18 protein-coding genes, 1 tRNA gene and 1 pseudogene are annotated in these 24,717 nt (G+C 61.9%); 8 read left to right on the top strand and 12 right to left on the bottom strand.

Annotation, left to right across the window (positions count from 1 at the left end):
• Window positions 1–259 precede the first annotated feature (259 nt).
• On the bottom strand, window positions 260–1,474 hold the full coding sequence (locus ACE3PH_RS04365) for a DUF2325 domain-containing protein (protein ID WP_374316771.1): 1,215 nt from the start codon (window positions 1,472–1,474) through the stop codon (window positions 260–262).
• Between the two features lie 28 nt (window positions 1,475–1,502).
• Window positions 1,503–1,772, bottom strand: a complete 270-nt coding sequence (locus ACE3PH_RS04360; protein ID WP_374316770.1) for a hypothetical protein — start codon at window positions 1,770–1,772, stop codon at window positions 1,503–1,505.
• Between the two features lie 164 nt (window positions 1,773–1,936).
• Between ACE3PH_RS04360 and ACE3PH_RS04355 the strand changes: the two genes are divergently transcribed.
• The gene (locus tag ACE3PH_RS04355) at window positions 1,937–3,046 is read left to right on the top strand and encodes a hypothetical protein (protein WP_374316769.1); all 1,110 of its coding nucleotides are present in this window, start codon (window positions 1,937–1,939) and stop codon (window positions 3,044–3,046) included.
• Between the two features lie 8 nt (window positions 3,047–3,054).
• Here the strand turns inward: ACE3PH_RS04355 and ACE3PH_RS04350 are convergent, their stop codons facing one another.
• Window positions 3,055–3,459 carry a YkgJ family cysteine cluster protein gene (locus tag ACE3PH_RS04350; RefSeq protein WP_374316768.1) on the bottom strand — a complete coding sequence of 135 codons (405 nt, stop codon included), beginning with the start codon at window positions 3,457–3,459 and terminating at the stop codon, window positions 3,055–3,057.
• Between the two features lie 79 nt (window positions 3,460–3,538).
• On the opposite strand from ACE3PH_RS04350, the gene ACE3PH_RS04345 reads away from it, so the two are divergent.
• The gene (locus ACE3PH_RS04345; protein ID WP_374316767.1) at window positions 3,539–4,912 is read left to right on the top strand and encodes a TIGR00341 family protein; all 1,374 of its coding nucleotides are present in this window, start codon (window positions 3,539–3,541) and stop codon (window positions 4,910–4,912) included.
• On the opposite strand, the gene mtlD is transcribed toward ACE3PH_RS04345, so the two are convergent.
• A complete protein-coding gene (gene mtlD / locus ACE3PH_RS04340; protein ID WP_374316766.1) occupies window positions 4,896–7,088 on the bottom strand; it encodes a bifunctional mannitol-1-phosphate dehydrogenase/phosphatase in 2,193 nt (730 codons plus the stop codon). The two genes, ACE3PH_RS04345 and mtlD, sit on opposite strands and share 17 nt — an antisense overlap.
• A gap of 595 nt (window positions 7,089–7,683) precedes the next feature.
• On the opposite strand from mtlD, the gene fdnG reads away from it, so the two are divergent.
• The 5 genes from fdnG to ACE3PH_RS04315 are packed head-to-tail and all read left to right on the top strand — an operon-like array spanning window position 7,684 to window position 14,033.
• On the top strand, window positions 7,684–10,740 hold the full coding sequence (gene fdnG, locus ACE3PH_RS04335) for a formate dehydrogenase-N subunit alpha (RefSeq protein WP_374316895.1): 3,057 nt from the start codon (window positions 7,684–7,686) through the stop codon (window positions 10,738–10,740).
• 10 nt (window positions 10,741–10,750) lie between these two features.
• Window positions 10,751–11,668 (top strand): formate dehydrogenase subunit beta, encoded by a 918-nt coding sequence (gene fdxH, locus ACE3PH_RS04330; RefSeq protein WP_374316765.1) that lies wholly within the window; start codon window positions 10,751–10,753, stop codon window positions 11,666–11,668.
• Entirely contained in the window at window positions 11,665–12,285 is a 621-nt protein-coding gene (locus tag ACE3PH_RS04325) for a formate dehydrogenase subunit gamma (RefSeq protein WP_374316764.1), read from the top strand. The genes fdxH and ACE3PH_RS04325 overlap by 4 nt, the downstream gene beginning before the upstream one ends.
• Before the next feature lie 3 nt (window positions 12,286–12,288).
• Window positions 12,289–13,182 (top strand): formate dehydrogenase accessory sulfurtransferase FdhD, encoded by an 894-nt coding sequence (gene fdhD / locus ACE3PH_RS04320; RefSeq protein ID WP_374316763.1) that lies wholly within the window; start codon window positions 12,289–12,291, stop codon window positions 13,180–13,182.
• A 35-nt stretch (window positions 13,183–13,217) separates the two neighbouring features.
• On the top strand, window positions 13,218–14,033 hold the full coding sequence (locus ACE3PH_RS04315; RefSeq protein ID WP_374316762.1) for a formate dehydrogenase accessory protein FdhE: 816 nt from the start codon (window positions 13,218–13,220) through the stop codon (window positions 14,031–14,033).
• A gap of 50 nt (window positions 14,034–14,083) precedes the next feature.
• Here ACE3PH_RS04315 and ACE3PH_RS04310 read toward each other — a convergent pair.
• The 7 genes and pseudogenes from ACE3PH_RS04310 to ACE3PH_RS04280 form a co-directional block, all read right to left on the bottom strand.
• Window positions 14,084–14,493, bottom strand: a pseudogene (locus ACE3PH_RS04310) (heme-binding protein).
• A 245-nt stretch (window positions 14,494–14,738) separates the two neighbouring features.
• Window positions 14,739–14,814 (bottom strand) — tRNA-Phe (locus ACE3PH_RS04305).
• 54 nt (window positions 14,815–14,868) lie between these two features.
• Window positions 14,869–15,621, bottom strand: a complete 753-nt coding sequence (locus ACE3PH_RS04300; protein ID WP_374316761.1) for a response regulator — start codon at window positions 15,619–15,621, stop codon at window positions 14,869–14,871.
• Window positions 15,622–15,654: 33 nt separating this feature from the next.
• Window positions 15,655–17,955, bottom strand: coding sequence for an ATP-binding protein (locus ACE3PH_RS04295; protein WP_374316760.1), 2,301 nt, complete (start codon window positions 17,953–17,955; stop codon window positions 15,655–15,657).
• A 9-nt stretch (window positions 17,956–17,964) separates the two neighbouring features.
• A complete protein-coding gene (locus ACE3PH_RS04290) occupies window positions 17,965–18,561 on the bottom strand; it encodes a DUF4390 domain-containing protein (protein WP_374316759.1) in 597 nt (198 codons plus the stop codon).
• The gene (gene rsmB / locus ACE3PH_RS04285; protein ID WP_374316758.1) at window positions 18,558–19,931 is read right to left on the bottom strand and encodes a 16S rRNA (cytosine(967)-C(5))-methyltransferase RsmB; all 1,374 of its coding nucleotides are present in this window, start codon (window positions 19,929–19,931) and stop codon (window positions 18,558–18,560) included. Before rsmB ends, ACE3PH_RS04290 begins: the two co-directional genes overlap by 4 nt.
• A gap of 31 nt (window positions 19,932–19,962) precedes the next feature.
• Window positions 19,963–20,787, bottom strand: a complete 825-nt coding sequence (locus tag ACE3PH_RS04280) for a GNAT family N-acetyltransferase (RefSeq protein ID WP_374316894.1) — start codon at window positions 20,785–20,787, stop codon at window positions 19,963–19,965.
• A 180-nt stretch (window positions 20,788–20,967) separates the two neighbouring features.
• Here ACE3PH_RS04280 and ptsP point away from each other — a divergent pair, with 180 nt between their 5' ends.
• On the top strand, window positions 20,968–22,767 hold the full coding sequence (gene ptsP / locus ACE3PH_RS04275) for a phosphoenolpyruvate--protein phosphotransferase (protein WP_374316757.1): 1,800 nt from the start codon (window positions 20,968–20,970) through the stop codon (window positions 22,765–22,767).
• A gap of 6 nt (window positions 22,768–22,773) precedes the next feature.
• Here the strand turns inward: ptsP and ACE3PH_RS04270 are convergent, their stop codons facing one another.
• Window positions 22,774–24,690: an ATP-binding cassette domain-containing protein gene (locus ACE3PH_RS04270; RefSeq protein WP_374316756.1), complete on the bottom strand. Its 1,917-nt coding sequence runs from the start codon at window positions 24,688–24,690 to the stop codon at window positions 22,774–22,776.
• Between the last annotated feature and the right edge of the window lie 27 nt (window positions 24,691–24,717).

Here is a 24,717-nt window from a genome sequence, read left to right as displayed (position 1 = left end):
TTTAAGTGCTTGCAAATCGAAGTGATTCTCATTAAGATATAAACACGTTCGCGATGCCAGCCATTTTTGGCAAAGAGAAATGGGGGCTTGGTGGATCCGTGGGGGCGGAGAAGCCATCGCTGGGTCGCGAACGTCTTTCGCAAACACGCTCGGGGTGCACCTGGAAACAGGGCACCCCATTTTTTTGCCCTGACGTTGGAGCAAAATAAGCCAGCCTGGGAGGCTGGCTTGGCTGGCAATGGGTGTGTGGTGGTCTTTGTTATTCCGGAATCGCGTGGGTCAGTCGCCGGGCCAGGCTGCTGGCACTGGGCTTGTCTACGAACACGCACTGCTTGCCGGTGCGTTTGCAGTGGTCCTTGACCCGCCAGTACGCGTTGTGGCTGACACAGCCTGTCTGGCAGATGACCAGATCGGCTGCTGCAAGGTTGGCGTCCAGCAAGGCGCTGCTGTCCTCGTCTCCGCCATCGTGGTGCAGAAATTGGGCACCAGTCTCCTCGATCAGCCTTCTGTAGACAGGGATGCTGCCCGCTCTGCCACCCACACACAGGATGGCCTTGTCCTTGAGACGCTCTGCAGGCAAGACCGGATGCAACGGGATGATGGTCGGATGCCGGTTCAGGGACGTATCCGTGTCCATGCTGGTCTCGGTTTGCTCGGTCAGTTGCGCGACACGGTCTGCCAGGATGCGGTTTTGCTGCTCGGCGGCCAGGAGTTGGCGTTGCAACTGGGCATTGCGCTCAAGCTGGTTGTCGAGTTGGCTCTGCAGTGATTGCCGGGGTTTGAGGTCGGGCACCGATTCACGCAGTGACTGCAATTCCGACTCGAGCGAAGCGATCAGTGTGTCCTTGCCAATCAGGGCAGAGCGCAAACGCATGGTGTCGGCCGCCAGGGCTTCTTGCTGGGCGGCCTTGTCGGCGACCAGCCGCGTGATCCGCTCCTGGATGGTGGCCAATTCGCGAACCAGGACGGCATGTTCGCGCACGAGTTCCCGATGGTGGGTCATGTCGACCCGTTCGGCGGCGCCGGCCTGGTGTTGAATCATGTGGATGTCTCTCAGTACCTTTTCTTCCAGCACGGCATCACAGCGGCTGTGCGACAAGGTGGCCCACAGCGTGCCCGGGATGTCCGTGCCGGCAGTGGTGCGGGTCTGCCACCACTGACGCAACTCATCTGTGCACTTCAATGTGCCAGCCTGCCGGATGGACAAGGCGTAACGCTGTTCCAGCTCTTTTTGCAGCAACTCGGCCACCTTGCCACGCTGACGACACTCGGCGATCACGCCGCAGTGCAGTTCGTAATCGTCGGCCAGTACCTGGCCTTTCACCACCTTGCCAACCAGTTTGCGCAACATGGGCAGGGGCACGCAGACACCCAGGATGGGACAGTGGCAGTTGCCTGCCAGTTCCCACAGCCGCCGCCGGCGCGAAGAGCTGGTGCTGGCTGGAGTCGTTGTTGGTGTCGAGTGGTCACACATGATGGACAGGCCTCCTGTGCGTCGTGCGTCAGTGAATCTGGGCGGTTGCCGGACGGCTCGTGTCGTGTTCCCTCGGGGCGAGCACGTCCGGGTCGGCATCGATCTGTGACTGGGCGTGACCCATCATGCCGAGCAGGGCTCGGAATGCTTCGGCATCGAGCCGCAAAGTCAGGAAGTGCAACTGAAGATGGACCTGTTGACACTCGGGACAGGCCAGGATGTGCCCCAGTTCACTTTGAGCCAGCACGCGGGCCTCACAAGAGGATGAGGCTGGGCGGGTATCGGTCGGAATCGACATGGCAAGGCTCCAATCAAACAGTCTGGCCTGCAGTCTAATGCGAACGATTCGTATTTGCAATGACTGTGGGGGTAACTGTCATCACATGTCCATGTGACATGGCGCACGGCTTTGGCCCATGAAGATCGGGTGCCGCAGTGGTGTAACCGAATGGGAGTGAGGCAATGCAGAGTTGGAGACTGTCCTGGTGCAAGTGCGTGGTGGTCGCGATGATGGCAAGTGGATGTGGGTGGACGTGGGCTCAAGAGGCTGCAGAGCCCGTGGTGCCGGTCGATCTGGGGCCCCCGCCCGTAGTTGCCGCAGTTGATCTGGGAAGTGACGCACTGGATATCGAGAATGCAGAAGGCCTCAAAGGCATTCGCAAAGTAGCCTTGGCGGGGGTATCTCTGTATGTGTTGATGGAGTCGTCGGCCGGGGTGACCTCAGGCGGGGCATTTCGTGATCGCAACATGGCTTCGGTGAACACCTCGATCAAGGTGGTCGGATTGCCCCAGGAAGCGTTGCAGCAATTGGCCGATGCCGTTCATGACAAAGTGCTCGCCACGTTGCAGAGACGTGGATTCAACGTGATGTCAGACGCGCAGTTGCGAGCCTTGCCGGAATATGCGCAGTGGGCCAGGTTGGCTGACGCCAGCCCACTGGCTTTCGACGCCTCCGCCGGCAAAGGCATGATCTTCAGTGCCAAGGGGTTGCCCTTGTTCAATATGGATGAAAAGAACTTCCTGGGGCGGACCATTGGAGGGCTATTTGGCGCCAAGGTCGAGGACAACTATGTGTCCTTGGGCAATCAAATCGGAAGTGGCTTTCGCAAACATGATTTCGAAGTGGCCTCCGCTGCTTTGGCGAAAGCCGCAGGCGCCACGCTGGTAATGGCGCGTGTGGTGCTGGCTCCCGCCCAGGTCAAAGCATCTGGCGGCGCATTTTCCTTGAGTGCATCGACCACCGCCAGAGACAGCCTGGTGATGCCTTCATGGATCAACCGTCTTTGGGTGATGCAACCTGGCGCCGATGCGGCACGTGTGTCCCTCAAGAGTCACCTCGTGTCTGAGCAGGCCCCAGGCCGTATCGTGGATGTCACTTCGACGGGCAGGAAGGCCGCGAACATAGCGTTCACCGCTTTCACGATGCTTGCGTCCATGAATGGTGTAGGGCGTGGCGTGGTTGTGAATGAGAAAAAGCTGGAGTTGCAGACCAACGAGGCGTGGTTCGACGCTGTGGCTCAGGCGCAGATCGACGCGACGGTCTCAGCGTTGGGAGCGGCCTTGTCGCCTTGAGTTCAGGCTCAGCTTTGGTGCTCGCGGGAGCCGTATGGGCAGTAGTTGGGCCTCGGCCCTACTTGGGGATGTTTGCGGCAAGTGGCGGGGCGCAACTCATAGACCGTGCATCGCCGCGTGCGCGCATCAAGATACTGGCAGTCGCCATCTGCGCGACGCTTCAAGGTAAACACTTCGGCTTTGGTGTTGTAGCGCTCGACGATACCGGCCTTGGTCAGGCGCTTGGCAATCTGGCGGGGTTCTTCGTGCTGGGCTTCGAATGGATCCACCAAGGTCAGGCGAACCAGATCCGCCAGCTTGACCTCGACCGGCATGGTGCAGCAGTTGGCCATGCACGAGTCACACAAGCCGGGGCGATAGCGTGTCCAGGTGTCGCAGCGGTCTACATCGACGATGTGGATCGAAGATCTCATGCGCAGGTGCGGGAGGTAACATCCTTGAAGGCGTGATTGTCCCATCCCTTCCAGATCGAACCGCCATCACAGGTGCCTGATGCAACAGTCCACTTCTCCTTCCCTGCGTGCCCAGTTGCGCCGCCGTCTCAGCGAGCGGTTCAGCCTGCTCAAGGACAAGGCCAATGATGACGAAATCGAGTCCCGCATCCGGGAGGGTGTGGCGCTGGAGGGAGCAACGCCTTGGATTCTGATGTTTGCCATTTTTGTGGCTTCGATCGGGCTCAATGTGAACTCGACCGCGGTCATCATCGGTGCGATGCTGATCTCGCCGCTGATGGGGCCGATCATGGGGGCCGGTCTGGGCGTGGCGGTCTATGACTTTGATCTGGTCAAGCGCTCCTTGCTGAATCTGGCCATTGCCACCGTGATCAGCTTGGTGGTCTCTGCGCTTTACTTCCTGATTTCTCCCTTGCAGGAGGCGCAGTCCGAGTTGCTGGCGCGGACCACACCAACGGTCTGGGATGTGCTCATCGCGCTGTTTGGTGGCCTCGCGGGCATCGTGGGGGTGACGCGGCGCGAGCGTTCCAATGTGATCCCGGGGGTGGCCATTGCCACCGCTTTGATGCCCCCCGTCTGCACGGCAGGCTATGGTCTCGCGACGGGGCAATGGGCCTTTTTTGGCGGTGCCTTGTTTCTCTATGCGATCAACTGCGTTTTCATTGGACTTGCGACGGCGGCGGGGATCCGTGTGCTGGGACTGCGTCAGCATGGCTTTGCCGATGCCGCCGTCGAGCGCCGTGTCAAGTTGTCCATCTTTCTGTTGATCGCGGCGACGACGGTGCCCAGTTCCTATCTGGCTGTCAAACTTGTCAAGGACGAGGTTTTCAAGGCCAATGCGCGGCACTTTGTGGCGCAACAGTTCGCGCTCAAGGACACCCAGGTGGCGACGCTCAACATCACGCCAGGAACGCGCACCATCGAGGTCGCGCTGATTGGCACGCCCTTGAGTCAAACCACGCTGCAAAACATCGAAGGCCGTTTGTCGATGTCGAATCTGGACGGGGCCAAGATCGTGGTGAGACAGAGCCGCGACAACTTTCCGGATGTGGCATCGCTGAAGTCGAGCCTGTTGCTGGACCTGTATGCCAGTACACAGGAAGCCATGCGCCAGAAGGATGAAGAAATCGCGACGTTGCGCAAGCAATTGGGTGCACAGTCAGCGCTGTTTGACAAGGCCGACGATGTGGCCGCGGAGTTGCGTGCGCAGTACCCGGCTGTCAGTCGTGTGACGATCAGCGAAGGGCTGGTTCTGACAGCGGACGGGCAGAAGCAGCGCGTCGTGCAACTTGACGCTGCAGTGCCGCATCTGGTGCCCATGGCAGAGCGTCAGAGGTTACAGGCCTGGTTCAAGGTGCGCACCAAGTCCGACCAGGCCATCATGCGCTTCGAGGTGGTCAAGTCAGGGCAGTGAGGGGCTGGGGTGAGTTGGCTCCCAGTAGTGTGTCGATGTCGTCCAGGCCTTTGGTCTGGATGCGATCGAACGCGGCTTGCACATCGGTCACAAGACGCTGGTCGCGAGGCCATGTCAAGGCGTCACGAGGGTGCTGCGGATCAGCCCCTTGCCAAGTGAGCACGTCTTTCAGGTCCTGGCGTTCGCCGTAGCGGGTTCGGATGAACGCACACTCTTCGTCGTCTTGCGCCGCGGGGTGATGCAGGGCATACCAGATACCCAAGGCGGCACCCAGCGCGGTGGCCGGAGCTGACTTGCCTTGCGCCTGCACCATGGCCAAGCTGCCAATGATGCGCTCTTCACGCTGCAGTTTGCGCAAAGGGTCCCGGCCCACGCGTTCGCAGGGGTCCTTGAAAGCGTGGCTGCAACGTTGCAGGAAGGTCTGGGCGAGAGCGGGAATGCGCTGCTGCTGGGCCGGGTAACGTGCTGACAAGGCCGGTTGCAGTTCGTGTGCGAGCATCAGCTCGGCGAGCCGTTGAACACGTGCATCTCCCATGGCGTGACCGATGGTGCCGTGTCCCAGCAAGGCGCCATACCAGGCGATGACGGCGTGGGGACCGTTCCACAGCCGGTTTTTCAAGGTTTGAACCTCTTCAATGTCGGCCACGGTGTCGATCTGACGGAGGTGCTCGAGCAGCTCGCTGCCTTGTTGGGCATACAGGGCCATGTCGGTCTCGCTGTTGAACAGCACCATGTGCAAGTGGGCCATGGCGCTGGCGGGTTCGGAGGCGAGCCGCAGGGAGCTGGCTATCGGCTCGAGCATGTCAGCGTGCTCGGCGCTGACCGCGTTGATGAGTGCCTGTGTATCCAATGGCGTCTCGCGCGCCAGTGCCACGTGCTTGGCGTACAGGTCGTGCTTGATCCGCAGTTGACGCAGCAAGGCCTCTTCCGACAGTCTGGACACGATGCGTGTCACCACCGTTTCCGTCAACTCGGTCAGGTCCAGTATGCGGTTGGCCTCGCGGCGAGACACCTGCTGATTCAAGGCCTGCTCGACATGCTGCCTGACAAACTGCGCGCCACCAATCTTGTTGAGGACAACGAGCACAGGCAAGCTCTGCCCCCGATCCCGATAGCGTGCAATCAGCCCCCTGGCCATGACGGGTGCGGCTTGGGGTATGGCCTGCTCGGGCAGGCACAGCGCGACGATCTCGGTGTCTCGATAAAGGCTGATCATGGCGGCTTCATCAGCCGGGTCCACCATGTTCATGCGTTCGATGGTCTGGTCGAAAGCCAGGCTGCCAAAGCGCACGCTGTACTTGCCAAACATGTTGATGGCTTCTCTCAACAAGGCATTGCCCGTGGAAGCGATGATCTGGTGGGGGCGGGTATAGCCATCCCAATGTGACAGTACCTGGGCCAGATAGCCACCACCCATGGCGCCAAATCCGTGGATCCCTGCCTTCAACTGATTGACCGCTTGGGGAAAGGGCTCAGTGGGGGCGGGCATGGGCAATTTGGGCGTGCACGCAGCCAGATCAAGCAGGAATGCACGCATGTGCGGGTACCTGCGAAATGCGCGGGAGGCCATGTCCCAAGTCGGTGGCTTGATGTCTTCCACCAGAATGGTCAGCCCGCCCGCATCGGTAGCCGAACGCAGCCCGTTTTCCGAGTCCTCGAACATCAGGCAGTGTGCTGGGGGGCTGTTCAGTGCCGCGGCTGCTTTAAGAAAGATCTCCGGGTGTGGTTTGCCCTGGGTGACCTCGTCTCCGCACACCAGCAAATCAAAATACTTGAAGACGTTGGCGTTGATCAGGTATTCCTCGGCAATGGCCCGGCGACTGGAGGTGGCCACTGCCATTTTGAGCCCGGATCGACGCAGGCGCTCCAGAACGGGCAGCAGGCCAGGCTTGATCGGTACACCGTGACTGCGGACGTGCAGCAACTCCAGCTCATCGGCTCGCTGACGAATGGCAGCGTATGGGAAGTCTTCACCGTGATGCTGTTTAGCCAGTTCTTCAGCTTTGCGGGCACTCAGCCCCAGCGACCCGATAAGCACCTCTTCGGCAAACGGATGCCCGGCCAATTCCTGAGCCGCCTGCGACAAGGTCTGGAACCGCAGTCGCTCTGTGTCGAACATGGTGCCATCCATGTCAAAAATGGCGCTCTCAACGACGTGTTCTTTGAACTTGAGCATGGTGTGGTTCCTTTCTCGTTCGTTTGGGTGCTGATTGCTCACCTCTTATTACATTTGTGCAAATATATTGTAGCAAGGGGTTTCCATGTGTGCAGAGTCGTCCATCGAACGTCGAGCAAGGGCGCGCGTGTGGGGTGGGGCATCACTTGAAAAATCGGCACAAGACCAGTTTGATTACAGGGTTAATGGGTGTGCCTGTGCGCATGCCCAACCGTGCAAGTTGACCGCCCACCCGGCACGTGCAAGGAAGATCGGTCAGCTAGGGTATGTCCCGCTCAACTACACGGGCAATGGGCTGAAAATCGTTTGGCAGCAAGGGGTTGCCGTTTCCGGTGCATGGTGTTCAAGCCATCTGCCAGGGTTTGGCCTGGGCATAGGCTGTCCTGCTTCGAGTGCCTTGTGCTCAGCACTGCAGGCATCGACTTGCGTTCGCTCGGCCGTGTTTGAGGCAGGCTGCTAGACTTCTAGATTGCTCGGATTTTCGGCCATCCAGCGTCCGTCATTCCGTACTCGTATGGGTGCGGAATGGAAGTCCAGCACCGACAACAACCTAGAGGCTTTCATGGACAAAGCAAACAGTCCGGTGGCAGGTGGCTTGCAGGTCAGCCGTCGCCAGTTTTTCAAGGTATCTGCCAGTGGGCTGGGCGCAGCCGGTCTGGCCATGATGGGAGCCTACCCGGGTAGCGCGCACGCTGAAGTGCGTACTTACCGTCTCTCCCGCGCGCGGGAAACGCGCAACACCTGTACCTATTGCTCGGTGGGTTGTGGCGTGCTGATGTACAGCTTGGGTGACGGGGCGAAGAACGCGAAGGCCGAGATCATCCACATCGAGGGCGACCCTGATCACCCGGTGAGCCGCGGGGCGTTGTGCCCCAAGGGCGCTGGCTTGCTGGATTTCGTGCACTCCCCGGGCCGGCTGAAGTTCCCGGAAGTGCGCGAACCAGGCAGCACCGAGTGGAAGCGCATCTCCTGGGACGAAGCCATCGGTCGCATTGCCAAGCACATGAAGGCTGACCGGGATGCCAACCTGGTCGAAAAGAACGCCGAGGGCGTGCCCGTCAACCGATGGCTGTCTACGGCCATGCTGACCGCATCGGCGTCGTCGAATGAAACCGGCATCCTGACGCAAAAGTTCATGCGTTCGCTGGGCATCGTGGCGACTGACGCTCAGGCCCGTGTGTGTCACGGCCCGACCGTGTCGGCACTGGCTTCGACCTTTGGTCGTGGCGCCATGACCAACAGCTGGGTTGACATCAAGAATGCCGACTTCATTCTCGTGATGGGGGGCAATGCCGCTGAAGCCCACCCGGTGGGTTTCCGCTGGGCTATCGAGGCGAAGAAGCAGCGTGGCGCACGCCTGATCGTGGTGGATCCGCGTTTCAACCGCACGGCCTCTGTTGCCGACCACTATGTTCCCATCCGGGTTGGGTCGGACATCGTGTTCCTGGGCGGCATCATCAACTGGCTGATCCAGCACGACAAGATCCACTGGGACTACGTCAAGGCCTATACCAACGCCAGCGCCATCATCCAGGAAGGCTACAGCTTTGAAGAAGGCTTGTTCTCGGGCTATGACGCCGAGAAGGGCGCCTACGACCGCAAGACCTGGACATACGAGCTCGATGAAAAGGGGCAGGCCAAGGTTGACCCGACGCTGCAACACCCGCGCTGCGTGTGGAACCTGCTCAAGCAGCACTATGCCCGCTACACACCCGAGGTGGTGGCTGACCTGACCGGCAGCCCCATTGATGGTTTCGAGCTGGTGTGCAAGCACCTGGGTGAGACCTGTGCAACCGACAAGGTCGGGACGATCCTCTATGCACTGGGCTGGACTCAGCACACGACTGGCACGCAGAACATCCGCACCATGGCGATGATCCAGCTGATGCTGGGCAACGTCGGCATGCCGGGCGGTGGCGTGAACGCGCTGCGCGGGCACTCCAATATCCAGGGCTTGTCCGATCTGGGTCTGCTGTCGACTTCGCTGCCTGGCTACCTGCCACTGCCCAACGAGAAGCAGCATGCCACGCTGGATGCCTATCTGACGGCAAACACGCCCAAGGCCTTGCGTGACGGGCAACTCAACTATTGGGGCAACACGCCCAAGTTCTTCGTGAGCCTCATGAAGTGGTTCTGGGGCGACAAGGCCACCAAGGACAACAACTGGGGCTACGACTGGCTGCCCAAGTGGGACAAGATGTACGACGTGCTCCACATCACGGAGCTGATGTACCAGGGCAAGATCAACGGCTTCGTCGTCCAGGGCTTCAACCCGCTGGCATCCTTCCCCGATGCGCACAAGGTGCGCGATGCCTTCTCGAAGCTGAAGTACATGGTGATCATTGACCCGATCGCCACGGAAACCTCCACGTTCTGGCAGAACCACGGCGAGTCGAACGACGTCGACTCCTCCAAGATCCAGACCGAGGTGTTCCGCCTGCCTTCGACCTGTTTTGCGGAAGAGGATGGCGCCATCGTCAACTCCGGTCGTTGGCTGCAATGGCACTTCAAGGGGGCAGAGCCTCCGGGTGAAGCGCGCAGCGACCAGGAAATCATCGGCGAGATGTTTGTTGCCTTGCGCGATCTCTACCGCAAGGAAGGTGGCAAGGGTGCCGAGCCGATCCTGAACCTGAACTGGTCTTATGCCGACCCGAAGGCGCCAACGCCTGAGGAGCTGGCTAAGGAACTCAACGGCAAGGCCCTGGCTGACATCCCGGATCCGGCTGACAAGACCAAGGTGCTGGTGAAAAAGGGCGAGCAAGTGCCAGGTTTCGCTGCGTTGCAGGATGACGGCAGCACTTCGTGCGCGTGCTGGATCTTCTCCGGCTGCTGGACGCAGGCGGGCAACCAGATGGCCCGCCGGGACAATACCGACGTGGGCCTGGGCAACACGCCAGGCTGGGCGTGGTCGTGGCCGGCAAACCGCCGCATTCTCTACAACCGTGCCTCCTGCGACCCCGCAGGCAAGCCCTGGGATGCCAAGCGCAAGCTCATCGCCTGGAACGGCGAGCGCTGGGCGGGTGCTGACGTGCCAGACTTCAAGGTGGACTCTCCGCCCGAAGCTGGCATGAATCCCTTCATCATGAACCCGGAAGGCTTCGGGCGCCTGTTCTGTACCGACAAGCTGGTTGACGGGCCCTTCCCAGAGCACTATGAGCCGATGGAAACCCCGCTGGGCACCAACCCCTTGCACCCCAAGGTGGTCAACAGCCCGGCCGTGCGCATCTTCAAGAGCGACCGCGAGCGCCTGGGCAAGCACACGGAGTTCCCCTACGTGGGCACCACCTACCGACTGACCGAACACTTCCAGTTCTGGACGAAGTCGGTGCGTCTCAACGCCATTGCGCAGCCCGAACAGTTTGTCGAGATCAGCGAGGTGCTGGCCAAGGAAAAGGGCATCGTGGCCGGTGACTGGGTCAAGGTCAGCTCCAAGCGTGGCTTCATCAAGGCCAAGGCCGTGGTGACCAAGCGCATGAAGCCGCTGACCGTCAACAAGCAGACGGTTCACCAGATCGGTATCCCGCTGCACTGGGGCTGGGAGACCGTCGCCAAGAAGGGCTACCTGACCAACATCCTGTCGGCGGCCGTGGGGGACTGCAACACGCAGACCCCTGAGTACAAGGCATTCCTGGTGAATCTGGAAAAGGCGTAAGGAGCTGACGATGGCACTGCAATCCCTGGACATCCTGCGTCGCTCGGCGACCACCACGCCCTCCACGCAGGTTCGCAACAACATCACCGAAGTGGCCAAGCTCATCGACGTGAGCGCCTGCATCGGCTGCAAGGCCTGTCAGGTGGCCTGCTCGGAATGGAACGAGATCCGTGCCGACGTGGGCGAGTGCGTGGGTGTCTATGACAACCCGACCGACCTCTCGGCCAACGCCTGGACGGTGATGCGTTTCAACGAGGTCGAAGAAAACGGCCGCCTGGAATGGCTGATCCGCAAGGACGGCTGCATGCACTGTTCGGACCCGGGCTGTCTGAAAGCCTGTCCGTCACCGGGCGCGATCATCCAGTACAAGAACGGCATTGTTGATTTCCACGAGGAAAACTGCATTGGCTGTGGCTACTGCGTCACCGGCTGTCCCTTCAATGTGCCGCGCATCTCGAAAGACGACGGCAAGGCCTACAAGTGCTCGCTGTGTTCCGACCGCGTCGCGGTGGGGCAGGAGCCTGCTTGTGTGAAGACCTGTCCGACGGGGGCCATCCAGTTCGGCAGCAAGGAAGACATGAAGGACTACGCCGAGACCCGTATCGCCGACCTCAAGTCGCGCGGGTACGAGAACGCTGGTCTGTATGATCCCAAGGGTGTGGGCGGCACGCACGTGATGTACGTGCTCCATCACGCGGACAAGCCGAATCTGTACAGCGGCCTGCCTGAAAACCCGTCGATCAGCCCGATGGTGGCACTGTGGAAGGGCGTGGCCAAGCCGCTGGCAACCTTGGCGCTGGCCGGGGTGGCGCTGGGTAGCCTCTTCCACTATGTGATGAAGGGTCCCAATGAGGTCTCGAAGGAGACCGAGGACGAGATTGATGCCGAAGACCGGCTCGAACGTGAAAACGAGGAGTCTGCAAAATGATCCGTGATCCCAAAGACCTCAAGCGTTACAACGCGTCCGAACGGGCCAATCACTGGGCCGTGGGCATGAGCTTCATCGTGCTGGCACTCTCCGGCCTCGCCTTCTTCCATCCTGCGTTCTTTCCACTGACGCAACTCTTTGGCGGACCGGTGTGGACACGCATCCTGCACCCCTGGGTGGGCGTGGTGATGGCCGTGGCTTTTGCCATCATCTTCGTGCGCTTCTTCCGCCTCAACATCGTCACACCAGCTGACATCGAGTGGCTCAAGAAGGCCAAGAACATGGTGGACGGCAACGACCACGACATGCCCGAGCAAGGCAAGTACAACGGTGGCCAGAAGATGCTCTTCTGGACTCTGGGCGTGTGTATGACCTTGATGACGGTATCCGGTCTGCTGATCTGGCGCAGCATGTTCCATGTGGACACCTCGATCATCCGGGTGGCGGTGGTGGTGCATGCCGCGACTGCGGCGGTGATGATCGGGCTGATCTTCGTGCACGTCTACGCGGCCATCTGGGTGAAGGGCACCGTGCGCGCCATGTGGTACGGCACAGTGACGCGTGCCTGGGCACGCCAGCATCACCGTGGCTGGTATCGCCAGATGACCGGGAAGTGACGCGTGGCAGATCCTTGCCAGCCTCAGCCGCATGACGACGACACCTCCGGGTCGACCGGGGGCGCTGCGTCCAGCGCAGTGGTGTCGGTGCAGCGGGTGAGGGCCTCCACTCGTCTCGTGGTGGCCGACGAAGTCATTGAGGAAGTGCCGGTGGCCTTGAGCTACAACGGCGTATCCCATGCGGTGATGCTGGCCACGCCGGCGGACCTCGAAGACTTCGCGGTGGGTTTCAGCGTCAGCGAAGGCATCGTCGCGGCTCCTCACGAGATCCATGACCTGGAGATCGTGCCGGGCTGTGAGGGCATCGTGATCGAGATGCAGATTGCCACCCCTCGATTTCTGGCCTTGAAAGAGGTGCGGCGCACACTGGCTGGCCGCACCGGCTGCGGTCTGTGTGGGGTGGAACAACTCGCTCAGGCTGTTCGTCCTGTGCCTCGCCAGCGCCCGCCGGCGACGCCTGTCGAGCTGGCTGCCATTGACGAGGCGCTGCGCAAATTGCCGCATTGGCAACCCCTGCGCGAGCAAACGGGTGCCTCCCATGCTTCCGCCTGGGTGGATGCACGAGGACAGATTCGCCTGGCACGGGAAGATGCTGGGCGCCATAACGCCCTGGACAAACTAGGCGGAGCCTTGTTGCGAAGTGGGGTGCCGGTGGCCAGTGGCTTCGTGCTGACCAGCAGCCGGGCGTCCTATGAAATGGTGCACAAGGCGGCCTGCATGGGCGCCAGCACCCTGGTGGCCGTGTCTGCGCCCACCGCACTCGCCATCCGCACCGCGCAGGATGCCGGGCTGATGTTGATTGGCTTCGCCCGTCCAGGGCAACTTGTGGCCTATACCTACGCCGAGCGGCTGCGCGGCGACTTGCCAGGCGCAGAAGCTGCTCGCAAGCTCATGTAATGGTGCAGACCGCGTCTGCACCCGGAGACTGATAGATGACTTTTCCCCCTCAGGCCCTGCCTTCGTCCATCGCGCCGCCAGAGGTGATCGCGCCTGCCGAGAACGTGTTTGGCCGGCGTGCGGCCAGGCTGCGTGCGTTGGCGCCCGGGCATGCCATGTCCAGCTGGCTGAGCTGGTTGGCCGATCTCTCTGATCAACAGCAAGCCCAGCTGGAGCGGCGTGCAGCAGAGACCAGCGCGCCGCCCTCGGCATGGCGGGAGATCTACCTCGCTCTGTGTGAAAGCATGGGGCTGGAGGCCTCCGCCGATGAGTCCGGCCTGCAGTCTCGTGCAGCAAACTGTCTGGCCATGGCGCAGGGCACGGGCGCCGGCGCTGGCCGTGACCAGACCGACATACTGGTGGCGGCTGCCATGCAGGTGGCCTGGACGCGTGCTGCGCGACAGCAGTGTGCGCAGGCCATGCCGACCATCACCGATCTGGACCACTGCCCATGTTGCGGCAGTGCGCCGGTTGGCGGCGTCCTCATGGCGGGGGATGGACGAGGCGGATTGCGCTACCTCGAGTGTGCATTGTGTGCCACGCGCTGGCACCGCGTCCGCGCCCACTGCTGCCTGTGTGACAGCGATGCAGCTGTCGAATACCTCGGTATCGAGGGCAGCAAGGGGGAGGTACAGGCCGAGGCCTGCCCGGCTTGTTCAGGCTACATCAAGCTGTTCTTCGAGGCCCGAGCGCCTGGTATCGACCCCGTGGCTGATGATCTGGCCACGCTGGTGCTGGACGTGCTGGTTGGCGAAGATGGCTTTGCCCGCGGGGCGCCCAATTTATTCCTGGTGGCAGGGGAATCGGTCTAAGGACGGCCTTGTCGATTCGATATAGAGGCTCTCTGTGAGCCTCAGCCAGCTCAGGGCAGCGCGAGCGCTGCAATCCCCGCCGTAGCGACTTGGGCATCTTGAACGGCTTGCACGCCGCTGACCCCCACTGCACCTACGCAGAAGCCTGCGGCGAAAATGGGTACGCCTCCTTCCAGCATCCCTTGTATGCCTGGTGCTGAAATAAAAGCAGAGCGCCCTTGGTTGATCATTTCTTCAACCAGTCGGGTCTCTTTTTTATGAGCACGGCGGTGTGGGCTTTGGACTGAGAAATCGCTGCAGATGCGATGTTGGCGTTATCCATCCTCGTGAATGCGAGGAGGTGGCCACCCTCGTCACAGACTGCGATGGAGACATTCCAGTTGTTTGCTTGAGCTTCCCGTCGTGCGGCTTCAAGGATGGTCATGGCATCCGAGGACGATAGAGCCGGCTTCTGAAGCATGGTGTTGAACTTCTTTGATGAGCGTTTCAGCTGATCCGAAAAATTGTAGGGGGCCATTGGGCACCAGCGGAGCGCGCTGGCTAACCTTATGCGTCAACGGGGGTTGACCCGGGAATTGTTGGCGTCCTGCGCCTTGTCCTGCGATCAGTCTGTCGATGTGCGGCAAGCTGCTTGCTCAGCCTTTTCATGAAGCGGCGCACAAAGTAAAAAACCCCGCAGCTTGCGCTAGCGGGGTTTTTGAATTTTGGTGGCCTGGGGCGGAATCGAACCACCGACACGCGGATTTTCAATCCGCTGCTCTACCAACTGAGCTACCAGGCCGCTTTGCTGTTTGCTGTTTTTGTTGCAGCGATCAGCGAAGACCTAGACTATACATCAATTTGAAGCAGTTTTCTTGCTGCGACTGAGATCGACACCCAATTGTTTGAGTTTTCGATACAGGTGGGTGCGTTCCAGGCCTGTTTTTTCTGCAACGCGGGTCATGCTGCCGCCTTCGCGGGCCAGGTGGAACTCGAAGTAGGCACGTTCGAAATCGTCGCGGGCTTCACGCAGCGGGCGGTCGAGTTCAAAGCTTTGTTCGTGCGACAGGGCCTTGTGGGCTCCGTAGCCATTGCTGACCACATGGTGGCTCTCCACGGCATGCAGGGGCTCGTTGCGCACAGCTACCAGCGCTGGTGCGCTGCTGTTGTACGACGGGGCAGCGGTGATCGGGGTCACCGTGGCCATGTGAACGGGTGCCGGTGCAGGTGCCGCCGGGCGGGGTGCAGGCTTGCTGAGGCCTTGTTCGACCGCGCGCAGCAATTTCTGCATCGTGATGGGCTTTTCCAGGAAGGCCTGGGCACCAAACTTGGTTGCTTCGACGGCGGTGTCAATGGTGCCGTGTCCCGACATCATGATGACCGGCATGGTCAGCTGACCACAGGCGGCCCATTCCTTGAGCAGGGTCACGCCATCGACATCCGGCATCCAGATGTCCAGCAAAACCAGGTCTGGTTTGCATTGTTCGCGCAGCCGGCGGGCTTGCACTGCATTTTCAGCAACTTCGACGCTGTGACCTTCATCGGTCAGGATTTCAGAGAGAAGGGCGCGGATGCCAAGTTCGTCGTCAACAACAAGAATGGTGGCCATGTATTTGAAGTCCTCGGAAGACGCAGCCCATGTTCATGAGCCCGCTTGAGGTAGTGTGGATGACAGCTTTGAAAATGATAACGAAACTTGAGCCCCACTCCAAAGGTCTTTACCCGTACTTTCGATATTTCTGAGCCTGATCAGAGCGCCGTGCTCGTCAGCAATCTTTTTGACCACCGCCAGACCCAGGCCCGTGCCCTTGGCTTTGGTGGTTACATAAGGTTCGAAAGCGCGCTTGAGGATCTTTTCTGGGAAGCCTGGACCGTTGTCTCGCACGACCAGTTTGACAGCACGGATCGTGCCATCAGGAAGGCGAGAGAGGTCCGTGCGGATCAGCACCTTGCCGCTGGTGTCCTGACGGGGGTGTTCGGCGATGACATCCAGACCGTTTTGCACGAGGTTGTGCACGACCTGCCGCAGCAGCGTCGGGTCGCCCATGATCGGCGGCAGATCCGGGGTCAGATCCGCGACCAGGGTGCCTTCGTCCAGCGCTTGTCCATACAGGCCCAGCACATCGTTCACAAGGGCATTGAGGTCGAGAGGGGAGAGCTTGGCTGATGGCAGGCGCGCGTAGTCCCTGAATTCGTTGATCAGGGTCTTGAGTGCCTGCACCTGGGTGACGATGGTGTCCGTAGAGCGCTTGAGCAGTTGCTGGCCCGCGTCGTCGAGCTTGCTCTCGAGCTTCATCTGCAGGCGCTCCGCAGACAGCTGGATGGGCGTCAAGGGGTTCTTGATTTCGTGCGCCACGCGGCGTGCCACTTCGCTCCATGCCTCGGTCCGCTGAGCGGAGACCACATCCGAGATATCGTCGAACACGATGAGCTTGGCGTCCGGAGGCAGATCGGCGCCACGCACCAGCAGGGTGATGCCGACCTTGTCGGCCCCCATTTGCAACTCAAACGACTCCTGCCATTGCTGCCGCTCGCCTGGTGTGGGGTCGCTGTCGTAGAGCTCGAAGCGGGCCTTGAGGGCCTGCGCGAAGTCTTCCAGCCCCTCGACTTCGGAGAGCCGCTTGCCAAGGTAGGCCGACAGCGGTGCACGCAGGATGCGTGTGGCACTGGGGTTCAATGTGTCGATACGGCCCTGGCGATCGAACACGATCACCCCGGCAGTGAGGTTGTCCAGAATGGTCTGCAGATAGGCGCGCGCGCTGTCGAGCTCCAGCACACTGCGATCGGCCAGGGAGCGGGCATCGGCCAGCTGCTGGGTCATGGCTGCAAAGGAGCGTGTCAGTCCACCGAGCTCGTCGCGTGTGGCGAAGATGGCTTTGGGGCTCAGGTCGCCTTTGGCCACCTTGTCCACGCCTTCGGCCAGCAACAGCAGTGGGCGGGCCAGCTGCTGGCCGAGCGTGGCTGCCAGTAAAAAGGCGCCAAACACCGCCAGCACCAGGGCCAGGGTGAGCGTGCCGATGTACATGCGGCGCAGCCCTTGCCGGCCCAGTGAACGCTGCTGGTATTCGCTGTAGGCGCGCTGCACGTCCAGGGCATTGCGTACCAGGTCGGCACGCATCTTCTGGGTCACCAGCAGGTAGTGACCTTTGCTCTGCAGGCTGTAGCTGCGATCGGGCAGCCAGGCCAGGGCAATCACCCGGGCGGGTTCACCCGCTGCGGCAGCAGGAGCGGGTGCTTCATCCTGCTCCTTGTCTTCCAGGCCCTCGATGATGCTGAAGACGCCCTTGGATCGTGCTTCCTGTCGCCAGCTCAACGACACGCGCTCGGACGTCAAGGTGGTGGTGTCATTGGTGCCCGCTGCCACTTCGACGAGACCGTTTTCGCTGACCAGCGCCACCGATTGCGCGCCGAGTTGTTCGCGTACACGTTCCAGCGCGAGCACGCCCGGGGAGCCGTCGCTGTACAGCGAGCTGCCTGTCTCACCGAGTCGCTCGGCAGCCAGCTGGGTCTTGTTGGCGAGGTCGCTGCTGAGCGCGTCCAGTGTGCTGCGACCCAGGTTGAGGCCGGCTTCCAGTGCGCCTTCTACGCGCACGTCGAACCAGGTCTCGATGCTGCGTGACACGAACTGGTATGACACGGTGTAGATCAGCACGCCAGGCACCACGGCGACCAATCCGAAAATGCCCGCGAGCTTGAGCAGCAGCTTGCTGCCAAACTTGCGGTTGCGCAGACGGATGACCAACCGTCCCAGTGTAGCGACGATCACCAGCACCAGTGCCGATGCAATGGCTGCATTCACACCGAACAGCCAGCCAAAGTGCGGCTCGAGTCGCTCCGAGTTTTGGGTGGCAAACACCAGCAGGAAACCCAGCAACAGTGACATGCCGGTGATGGCCACGCCCGCCACGATCCAGGCAAGACGGTTGGAACGTGCGCTGCTCATGGGCGTGTGTCAGCGTGCGATGCTGACATTGATCTGGCGTTGCACGGCGATGTTCCAGTCGCTCTGGATACCCAGTCCGATCTGCATGGGGCGAGGCAGTTCGTCCGTATCGAGCCGGAAGCTGAAGTCGACGTAGTAGTCGCGCTCGTCGCCGGCAGGCACGTTCTCGCCAATGCGCCATTCATTGACCCGGCAGATCATGAACAGGGCATCTTCGAGCGAGTTGTATTGGCGAGCCAGGCCGTCCTGGGTCAGGCGCCAGCGGCGCGTGAGAGGCTGGTAGGCCAGCCGCCACCTTCTGGTAGCACGACTGCGCTGCTTGTCACTCCAGTACCAACGGCGCTTGAGCAGGGTGGTTTCGGCGACGAAGACCACGGCGACCCCTTTGTAAAGGGCATCTTCAATGTCTTTGGGGAGATCGAAAACCACACGGTAGCTCAACTGGAGACCGTCGTCACCCCGTTCCAGCTGGATCTGATGCAGGTCGATGGAGGCCGCATTGGCCCCGGTGTCTGCCAAAGCCGGCAGCCCTGCGGAGGTCAGGGAGACACTCAGCAGGGCCTTCAAGCTGCTTGTGAGCAGCTGGCGGCGGTGCAGTTCGGTCATGTCGCGTCGGGGGCCTTGCTCAGTCTGGCGTAATAGAAGCCATCTCCCGAATCTGGCGGCAGGCTATCGTGGCCTGTCGCATCTGTTGCAGGGTATTCGACCACAGGGAGCAGGTGACCGGGGGCTGGCAATGCCCTCGCATCGGGCGTTCGTTGCAAAAATGCGTCGATCTGGTGCTCGCCTTCTTCCTTGAACACCGAACAGGTGCAGTACAGCAGTCGGCCGCCGGGTTTCAGTGTGCGCCACAATGCGTCGAGCAGGCGGGCCTGCGTGCGCGCCAGGGCCTGGATGTCGCTGGGACGGCGCAGCCAGCGTACGTCCGGGTGGCGGCGCACGATGCCCGAGGCGCTGCAGGGCGCGTCCAGCAAGATGGCATCAAACGGACGTCCATCCCACCAGGCTTCCAGCTGTGAAGCATCGGCGGCCTTCATGTCGGCCTGCAGGTGCAGGCGCTTCAAGGTGTCCGCCACGCGTGTCAGCCGGTGAGCGTCGGTGTCCAGTGCGAGCACATCCAGATCAGCCAGCTCCAGCAGGTGCGCGGTCTTGCCGCCAGGCGCCGCGCAGGCATCGAGCACGCGTGCGCCAGAGGGCAAGGTGTGGCCGTCAATGGGGGCCAGCAGGAGGGGCGCAGCCCGCTGTGCACTGGCGTCCTGCACGGACACATCGCCCTCCGCAAAGCCCGGCAACTGCTGCACGGGCACGGCTTTGGCCAGCTCGATGCCTTGTGGTGTGCCCAACTCGGGTGGCAGCAGTCGGCCCGCGATGCCGGCTTGTTGCAGGCGTTCAAGGTAGTGCTCGACGGTGCCATGCCGGGCGTTGACGCGCAGCGTCATGGGGGGCTGGCCCTGATTGGCGTGCAGCAGGTCGGCCCATTGCGCGGGCCAATCCGTACGCAGGTGCTTGATCCACCACAGGGGGTGATTGAAGCGGGCGACTGGGCTGTCGGCCTTCTCGATCAGGGCGTCGCGCTCGCGCAGAAAACGCCGCAACACGGCATTCACCAGGCCGCTGGTACGGGGAGCCTTGCGTTTGGCGGCCTCGACGGCCTGATCTACCAGCGTGTGGGCGTTGTACTCGTTGCCGCAAGCCAGGGCCAGGGCCGACACCAGCAGGTTGTCGACCCATGGGGCAGGTTGGCGTGGCACCAGTTCCTGCTTCAAGGCCTGGGCCAGGCCCAGGCGGCGCAGCACGGTGAAAGACAGGGCCTGTACGCCGGGGCGTTCTGGTGCCGGGCAGGCCTGCAGGGCATCTGTCAAGGACTTGCCCTGCATGACCGCCCCCACTGCATCAGCGCAGCGGCTCAGGAGGGCCGAGAGCGGCAGGCTGGCTGGAGAGGCGCCCTTGGGCGTAGAGGCGGGAGACTGCGTCATGGCGCGCAGTCTATGCGCCTTTTGACCTGTTTCAGGCGCCCAGGAAGTGGCGGCGGTACCTGGTGGGCAGATCTTCGATGCGCATCAGCATCGGCAGATCGGCGGTGTTGAAGTCAGGATCCCAGGCGGGGGCGCCCAGAATCTTGGCGCCGCAGCGCAGGTAGCCCTTGATCAGTGCAGGGGGCTCGACCGGCAGGTCGCGCTGCAGGTCTTCCACCGGCAGCGGCAGGCGTGGGCGCACCTGGACTTCGATCGGGGCCAGGTGGGTCTGACGCAGCTGCTCCCACAGGCTGGCGGCCACGTGACCACCGTCGCGCATGCTGATACTGGCGCAGCCGATCATGGTGTCCAGATCGTTGCGAACCATGAATTCAGCCAGGGCGCCCCACAGGGCCAGGATGGCCCCACCGTTGCGGTGATCCGGGTGCACGCAGCTGCGGCCCAGCTCCACCATCTTGCCGCGCAGGGGGCGCAGGCGGGTCAGGTCGAATTCGGTTTCGCTGTACAGGCCACCGACCCGCTTGGCTGCTGCCGGGGTGAGCACGCGGTAGGTGCCAATGACCTGACCGGTATCAGCCAGACGCACCAGCAGGTGCTCGCAGAACGGGTCAAACAGGTCGATGTCATGGCGTTCGGGGCTGCCGGCGGGCACGCTCAGGCGCGCACCCATTTCCTCGGCGAAAACCTCGTACCTCAGGCGTTGGGCCGCGAGAACATCTTCCGGATTGCGAGCCCAAACGACTTCAATCGGTTGCGTCGAGCCAGGGTGAAGTGACCTCCGTGCGGCGCGGGCTTCGGCCGAAATGGTGGGGCGCAGGTCAGCAATCGGCTGCGTCGGCAGTGGCAAATCCCTCATCATCATCTCCAGACACTCGTGTGTTGGGTTGCCAGTTTTGATGCGGGCGATGACGCTGGCGTGAATCTCGCATGACAGAACGGTGACCGCATCGGCTCATGCGGGCGTGACAGTCTTGTCATGCGATTCCCGCATAAATCCTCAGGCCGATGCCTTGCTGGCGCTGGTAGCATCAACCCTATGAGCATTCAGATCTTTGGTTTGCCGGTATCGCGCGGAGTGGCCATCGGACGGGCTGTGCTGGTGGCGTCGAGCCGCGTCGATGTGCCTCACCACTTCATTGACCCGGCCAAGGTCAATGACGAAGTCACCCGTCTGCTGGACACCCGTGACGTGGTGGCCCGAGAGTTCGAGGTGCTCAAGAGAGATCTGCCGGCCGATGCGCCGACCGAGTTGGCCGCCTTGCTTGATGTGCACCAGATGCTCCTGCAGGACGAGGCGTTGATTGGCGCTTCGGTCGAGTGGATCACCAAGCGCCACTACAACGCGGAATGGGCCTTGTCGGCTCAACTGGAGGTGCTGGCCCGGCACTTCGACGACATGGAAGACGCCTACCTGCGCGAACGCAAGGCGGATCTGGAACAGGTGGTGGAGCGATTGCTGCGCACCCTGGGTCGTGGTGGCGTACACGGCATGCCTGCGGCCCATGAGCCGCGTGACTTCGGTGGTGATGAGCCCCTCGTGCTGGTGGCCAGCGACATTTCGCCCGCTGACATGCTGAACTTCAAGCGCAGCGTGTTCAAAGGCTTTGTCACGGATGTGGGCGGCAAGACCTCGCACACCGCCATCGTGGCGCGCAGCATGGACATCCCGGCCGTGGTCGGGGCCCGTCAGGCCAGCAACCTGATCCGTCAGGACGACTACGTCATCATCGATGGCGACGCAGGGCTGGTCATCGTGGACCCGTCGCCCATCGTGCTGGAGGAATACCGATTCAGGCAGCGCCAGAGCGAGGTGGAGCGCAGCCGCCTGGCGCGTTTGCGGCACACGCCTGCGGTCACGCTCGATGGCGAACGCATCGAGCTGCTGGCCAACATCGAGATGCCGGAAGACGCCGATGCCGCCTTGCAGGCCGGGGCGGTGGGCGTGGGGCTGTTCCGCAGCGAATTCCTGTTCATGGGGCGCGGCATCGACAACTTGCCGGATGAAGAGGAACAGTACGACGCTTATCGCCGGGCGGTCGAGTCGATGAAGGGCCTGCCGGTGACGATCCGTACGGTCGACATTGGTGCCGACAAGCCGATTGATGGCATGAGCCAGTCCGAGTTGCGGCACGAGTCCATCCTGAATCCGGCATTGGGTCTGCGTGCGATCCGCTGGAGCCTGTCCGAGCCCAGCATGTTCCGCAGGCAATTGCGGGCGCTGCTGCGAGCTTCCCATCATGGGCCGGTCAAGATCCTGATCCCGATGCTGGCCAGCCTGCACGAGATCCGCCTCACGCTGGACAACCTGGCGCATGCCAAGCGTCAGCTCATCGAAGCAGGCAAACCGTTTGGTGAGGTGGAACTGGGCGCCATGATCGAGGTGCCCGCTGCGGCTTTGACCATGCCGCTGTTCCTGCGTTACTTCGACTTCGTTTCGATCGGGACCAATGACCTGATCCAGTACACCCTGGCCATCGACCGGGCAGACGAGGCTGTGTCGCACCTGTACGACCCCTGGCATCCTGCGGTGCTGCAGCTGATCATGTCCACCATCCGCCAGGCGCGTGAAGCGGGCAAGGGGGTGAGCGTGTGCGGCGAAATGGCGGGTGACCCAGCTTTCACGGAGCTGCTGCTGGCCATGGGCTTGCGCAGCTTTTCCATGCATCCCACCCAGGTCGCTTCGGTCAAGCAGAAGGTGCTGCGCTCAGATACCCGTCGCCTGGCAGCTTTGCTGGAGGCGGTGCTGTCGAGCGATGACCCTGAGCAAAAGGCAGGCGAATTGTTCGCGACGGTGGGTGGGACCGGCAAGAAGCCGGTGTCCGAAGCGGCAGCCTGATCGCGCTCAGCGCTGGCCGAGTTCTTCCCAGCGCTCCAGCAAGGTCAGCAGCTCCTCGTCGATGGCGTCATGACGGGCTTGTATGGCCGGCACGCCTTTCGGGTCTTTTTTGTAAATATCCGGGTCGGCCAGTTGGGTCTGCAGCGCCGCTTGTTCGGTTTCCAGTGCAGCAATGCGGTTGGGCAACTCATCCAGCTCGCGCTGCTCCTTGTAGCTCAGCTTGCGCTTGGGTGTAGAGGGTGCCGCAGCAGGGGCTGTTTCGGGCGGCGAAGCCTCTTTGGCTGGCTCGCTGGCGGCTGGTGCACTGGCAGTCGATGCGTTGCTGCGCGAGGCCGCCGAGTTCGCCAGGGCTTTGGCCCGGCGGGACTGGATCAGCCAGTCTTCCACGCCACCTTCGTACTCGCGCCACAGGCCGTCGCCTTCAGACACGATGGTACTGGTGACCACATTGTCCAGGAAGCGTCGGTCGTGGCTGACGAGGAAAACGGTGCCGGGGTAGTCGGCCAGCAACTCCTCCAGCAGGTCCAGGGTGTCGATGTCGAGGTCGTTGGTCGGCTCGTCGAGCACCAGCACGTTCGACGGCTTGGCAAACAAGCGCGCCAGCAGCAGGCGGTTGCGCTCCCCCCCGCTGAGTGTGCGCACGGGTGAGTTGGCTCGGGCTGGGGCAAACAGGAAGTCTTGCAGATAGCCCATCACGTGCTTGCGCGAGCCATTGATCTCGATCCATTCGCTGCCCGGGCTGATGAAGTCGGCCAGCGTGGCGTCCAGATTGAGGTTGTCACGCATCTGGTCGAAATAGGCCACTTGCAGGTTGGCACCTTGCCGCACGATGCCGGAATCGGGCTGCAGCTCACCCAGGATGATCTTCAGCAGCGTGCTCTTGCCGGCCCCATTGGGCCCGACCAGGCCGACCTTGTCGCCGCGCATGATGGTGCCCGAGAAGCCCTTGACGATGGGCCTGCCGCCGAACTGCTTCGACACATTGTCCAGCTCCGCGACGATCTTGCCGCTGCGGTCGCCCTGGGAGACCTCCAGTTTGACCCGGCCGACCACATCGCGGCGCACGGAACGGGCTTCACGCAGATCATGCAGGCGTTTGACGCGGGCCACCGAGCGCGTGCGGCGGGCCTCCACGCCCTTGCGGATCCAGACCTCCTCCTGAGCCAGCAGCTTGTCGAAGCGGGCATTGGCCAGGGCTTCGTCGGCCAGTTGTTGTGCCTTCAGGGTTTCATAGGCCGCAAAGTTGCCCGGATAGGAGCGCAGCACGCCACGGTCGAGCTCGACGATGCGGGTGCAGACGTTGTCAAGGAAGGCGCGGTCGTGGGAGATCAGCAAAATACTGCCCTTGAAGGCGACCAGCAATTCCTCCAGCCAGGTGATGGCGTCCAGATCCAGGTGGTTGGTCGGCTCGTCCAGCAGCAGCACGTCGGGTGAGGCCACCAGGGCTTGAGCCAGCGCCACGCGCTTGCGGGTGCCGCCAGACAGTCCAGCGAGGGCCGCTTGTGGGTCAAGTTGCAGGCGGTGCAGCGTTTCTTCGACCCGCTGCTCCCAATTCCAGCCGTTGCGGGCTTCAATCTGAGTCATCAGGGCATCGAGGTCATCTCCCTCGGCGTGGGCCTCGAAGCGGTCCCGCAGGGTGCGCACTTCCTGCAAGCCCAGGCTCACGGCTTCGAACACATTGATGCCTTCCGGGAAGCTGGGTTCCTGGTGCACGTAGGCGATGTGCAGGCCGTTTTGCAGCTGCAACTGGCCATCGTCAGGTCGCTCCATGCCGGCGATGATCTTCAGCAAGGAGGATTTGCCCGTGCCGTTGCGGCCAATGAGACCCACGCGCTCGCTGGTTTCGAGCGAGAACGAGGTGTGATCGAGCAGAGCCACGTGGCCAAAGGCCAGGCAGGCATCGTTGAGGGTCAGGAGGGCCATGCGGAAGCGTGTTGTACGGTCGAGGGC

The organism is Aquabacterium sp. (genome assembly GCF_041909175.1).
GTDB lineage: Bacteria > Pseudomonadota > Gammaproteobacteria > Burkholderiales > Burkholderiaceae_C > Aquabacterium.
This window is presented reverse-complemented; position numbering and strand designations above follow the sequence as displayed.

Bases quoted from the DNA above. Each gene is read 5' to 3' on its own strand.
- ACE3PH_RS04365 (WP_374316771.1), bottom strand. From the start codon at position 1,474: ATGTGTGACCACTCGACACCAACAACGACTCCAGCCAGCACCAGCTCT.
- ACE3PH_RS04360 (WP_374316770.1), bottom strand. From the start codon at position 1,772: ATGTCGATTCCGACCGATACCCGCCCAGCCTCATCCTCTTGTGAGGCC.
- ACE3PH_RS04355 (WP_374316769.1), top strand. From the start codon at position 1,937: ATGCAGAGTTGGAGACTGTCCTGGTGCAAGTGCGTGGTGGTCGCGATG.
- ACE3PH_RS04350 (WP_374316768.1), bottom strand. From the start codon at position 3,459: ATGAGATCTTCGATCCACATCGTCGATGTAGACCGCTGCGACACCTGG.
- ACE3PH_RS04345 (WP_374316767.1), top strand. From the start codon at position 3,539: ATGCAACAGTCCACTTCTCCTTCCCTGCGTGCCCAGTTGCGCCGCCGT.
- mtlD (WP_374316766.1), bottom strand. From the start codon at position 7,088: ATGCTCAAGTTCAAAGAACACGTCGTTGAGAGCGCCATTTTTGACATG.
- fdxH (WP_374316765.1), top strand. From the start codon at position 10,751: ATGGCACTGCAATCCCTGGACATCCTGCGTCGCTCGGCGACCACCACG.
- ACE3PH_RS04325 (WP_374316764.1), top strand. From the start codon at position 11,665: ATGATCCGTGATCCCAAAGACCTCAAGCGTTACAACGCGTCCGAACGG.
- ACE3PH_RS04315 (WP_374316762.1), top strand. From the start codon at position 13,218: ATGACTTTTCCCCCTCAGGCCCTGCCTTCGTCCATCGCGCCGCCAGAG.
- ACE3PH_RS04300 (WP_374316761.1), bottom strand. From the start codon at position 15,621: ATGGCCACCATTCTTGTTGTTGACGACGAACTTGGCATCCGCGCCCTT.
- ACE3PH_RS04295 (WP_374316760.1), bottom strand. From the start codon at position 17,955: ATGAGCAGCGCACGTTCCAACCGTCTTGCCTGGATCGTGGCGGGCGTG.
- ACE3PH_RS04290 (WP_374316759.1), bottom strand. From the start codon at position 18,561: ATGACCGAACTGCACCGCCGCCAGCTGCTCACAAGCAGCTTGAAGGCC.
- rsmB (WP_374316758.1), bottom strand. From the start codon at position 19,931: ATGACGCAGTCTCCCGCCTCTACGCCCAAGGGCGCCTCTCCAGCCAGC.
- ACE3PH_RS04280 (WP_374316894.1), bottom strand. From the start codon at position 20,787: ATGAGGGATTTGCCACTGCCGACGCAGCCGATTGCTGACCTGCGCCCC.
- ptsP (WP_374316757.1), top strand. From the start codon at position 20,968: ATGAGCATTCAGATCTTTGGTTTGCCGGTATCGCGCGGAGTGGCCATC.
- ACE3PH_RS04270 (WP_374316756.1), bottom strand. From the start codon at position 24,690: ATGGCCCTCCTGACCCTCAACGATGCCTGCCTGGCCTTTGGCCACGTG.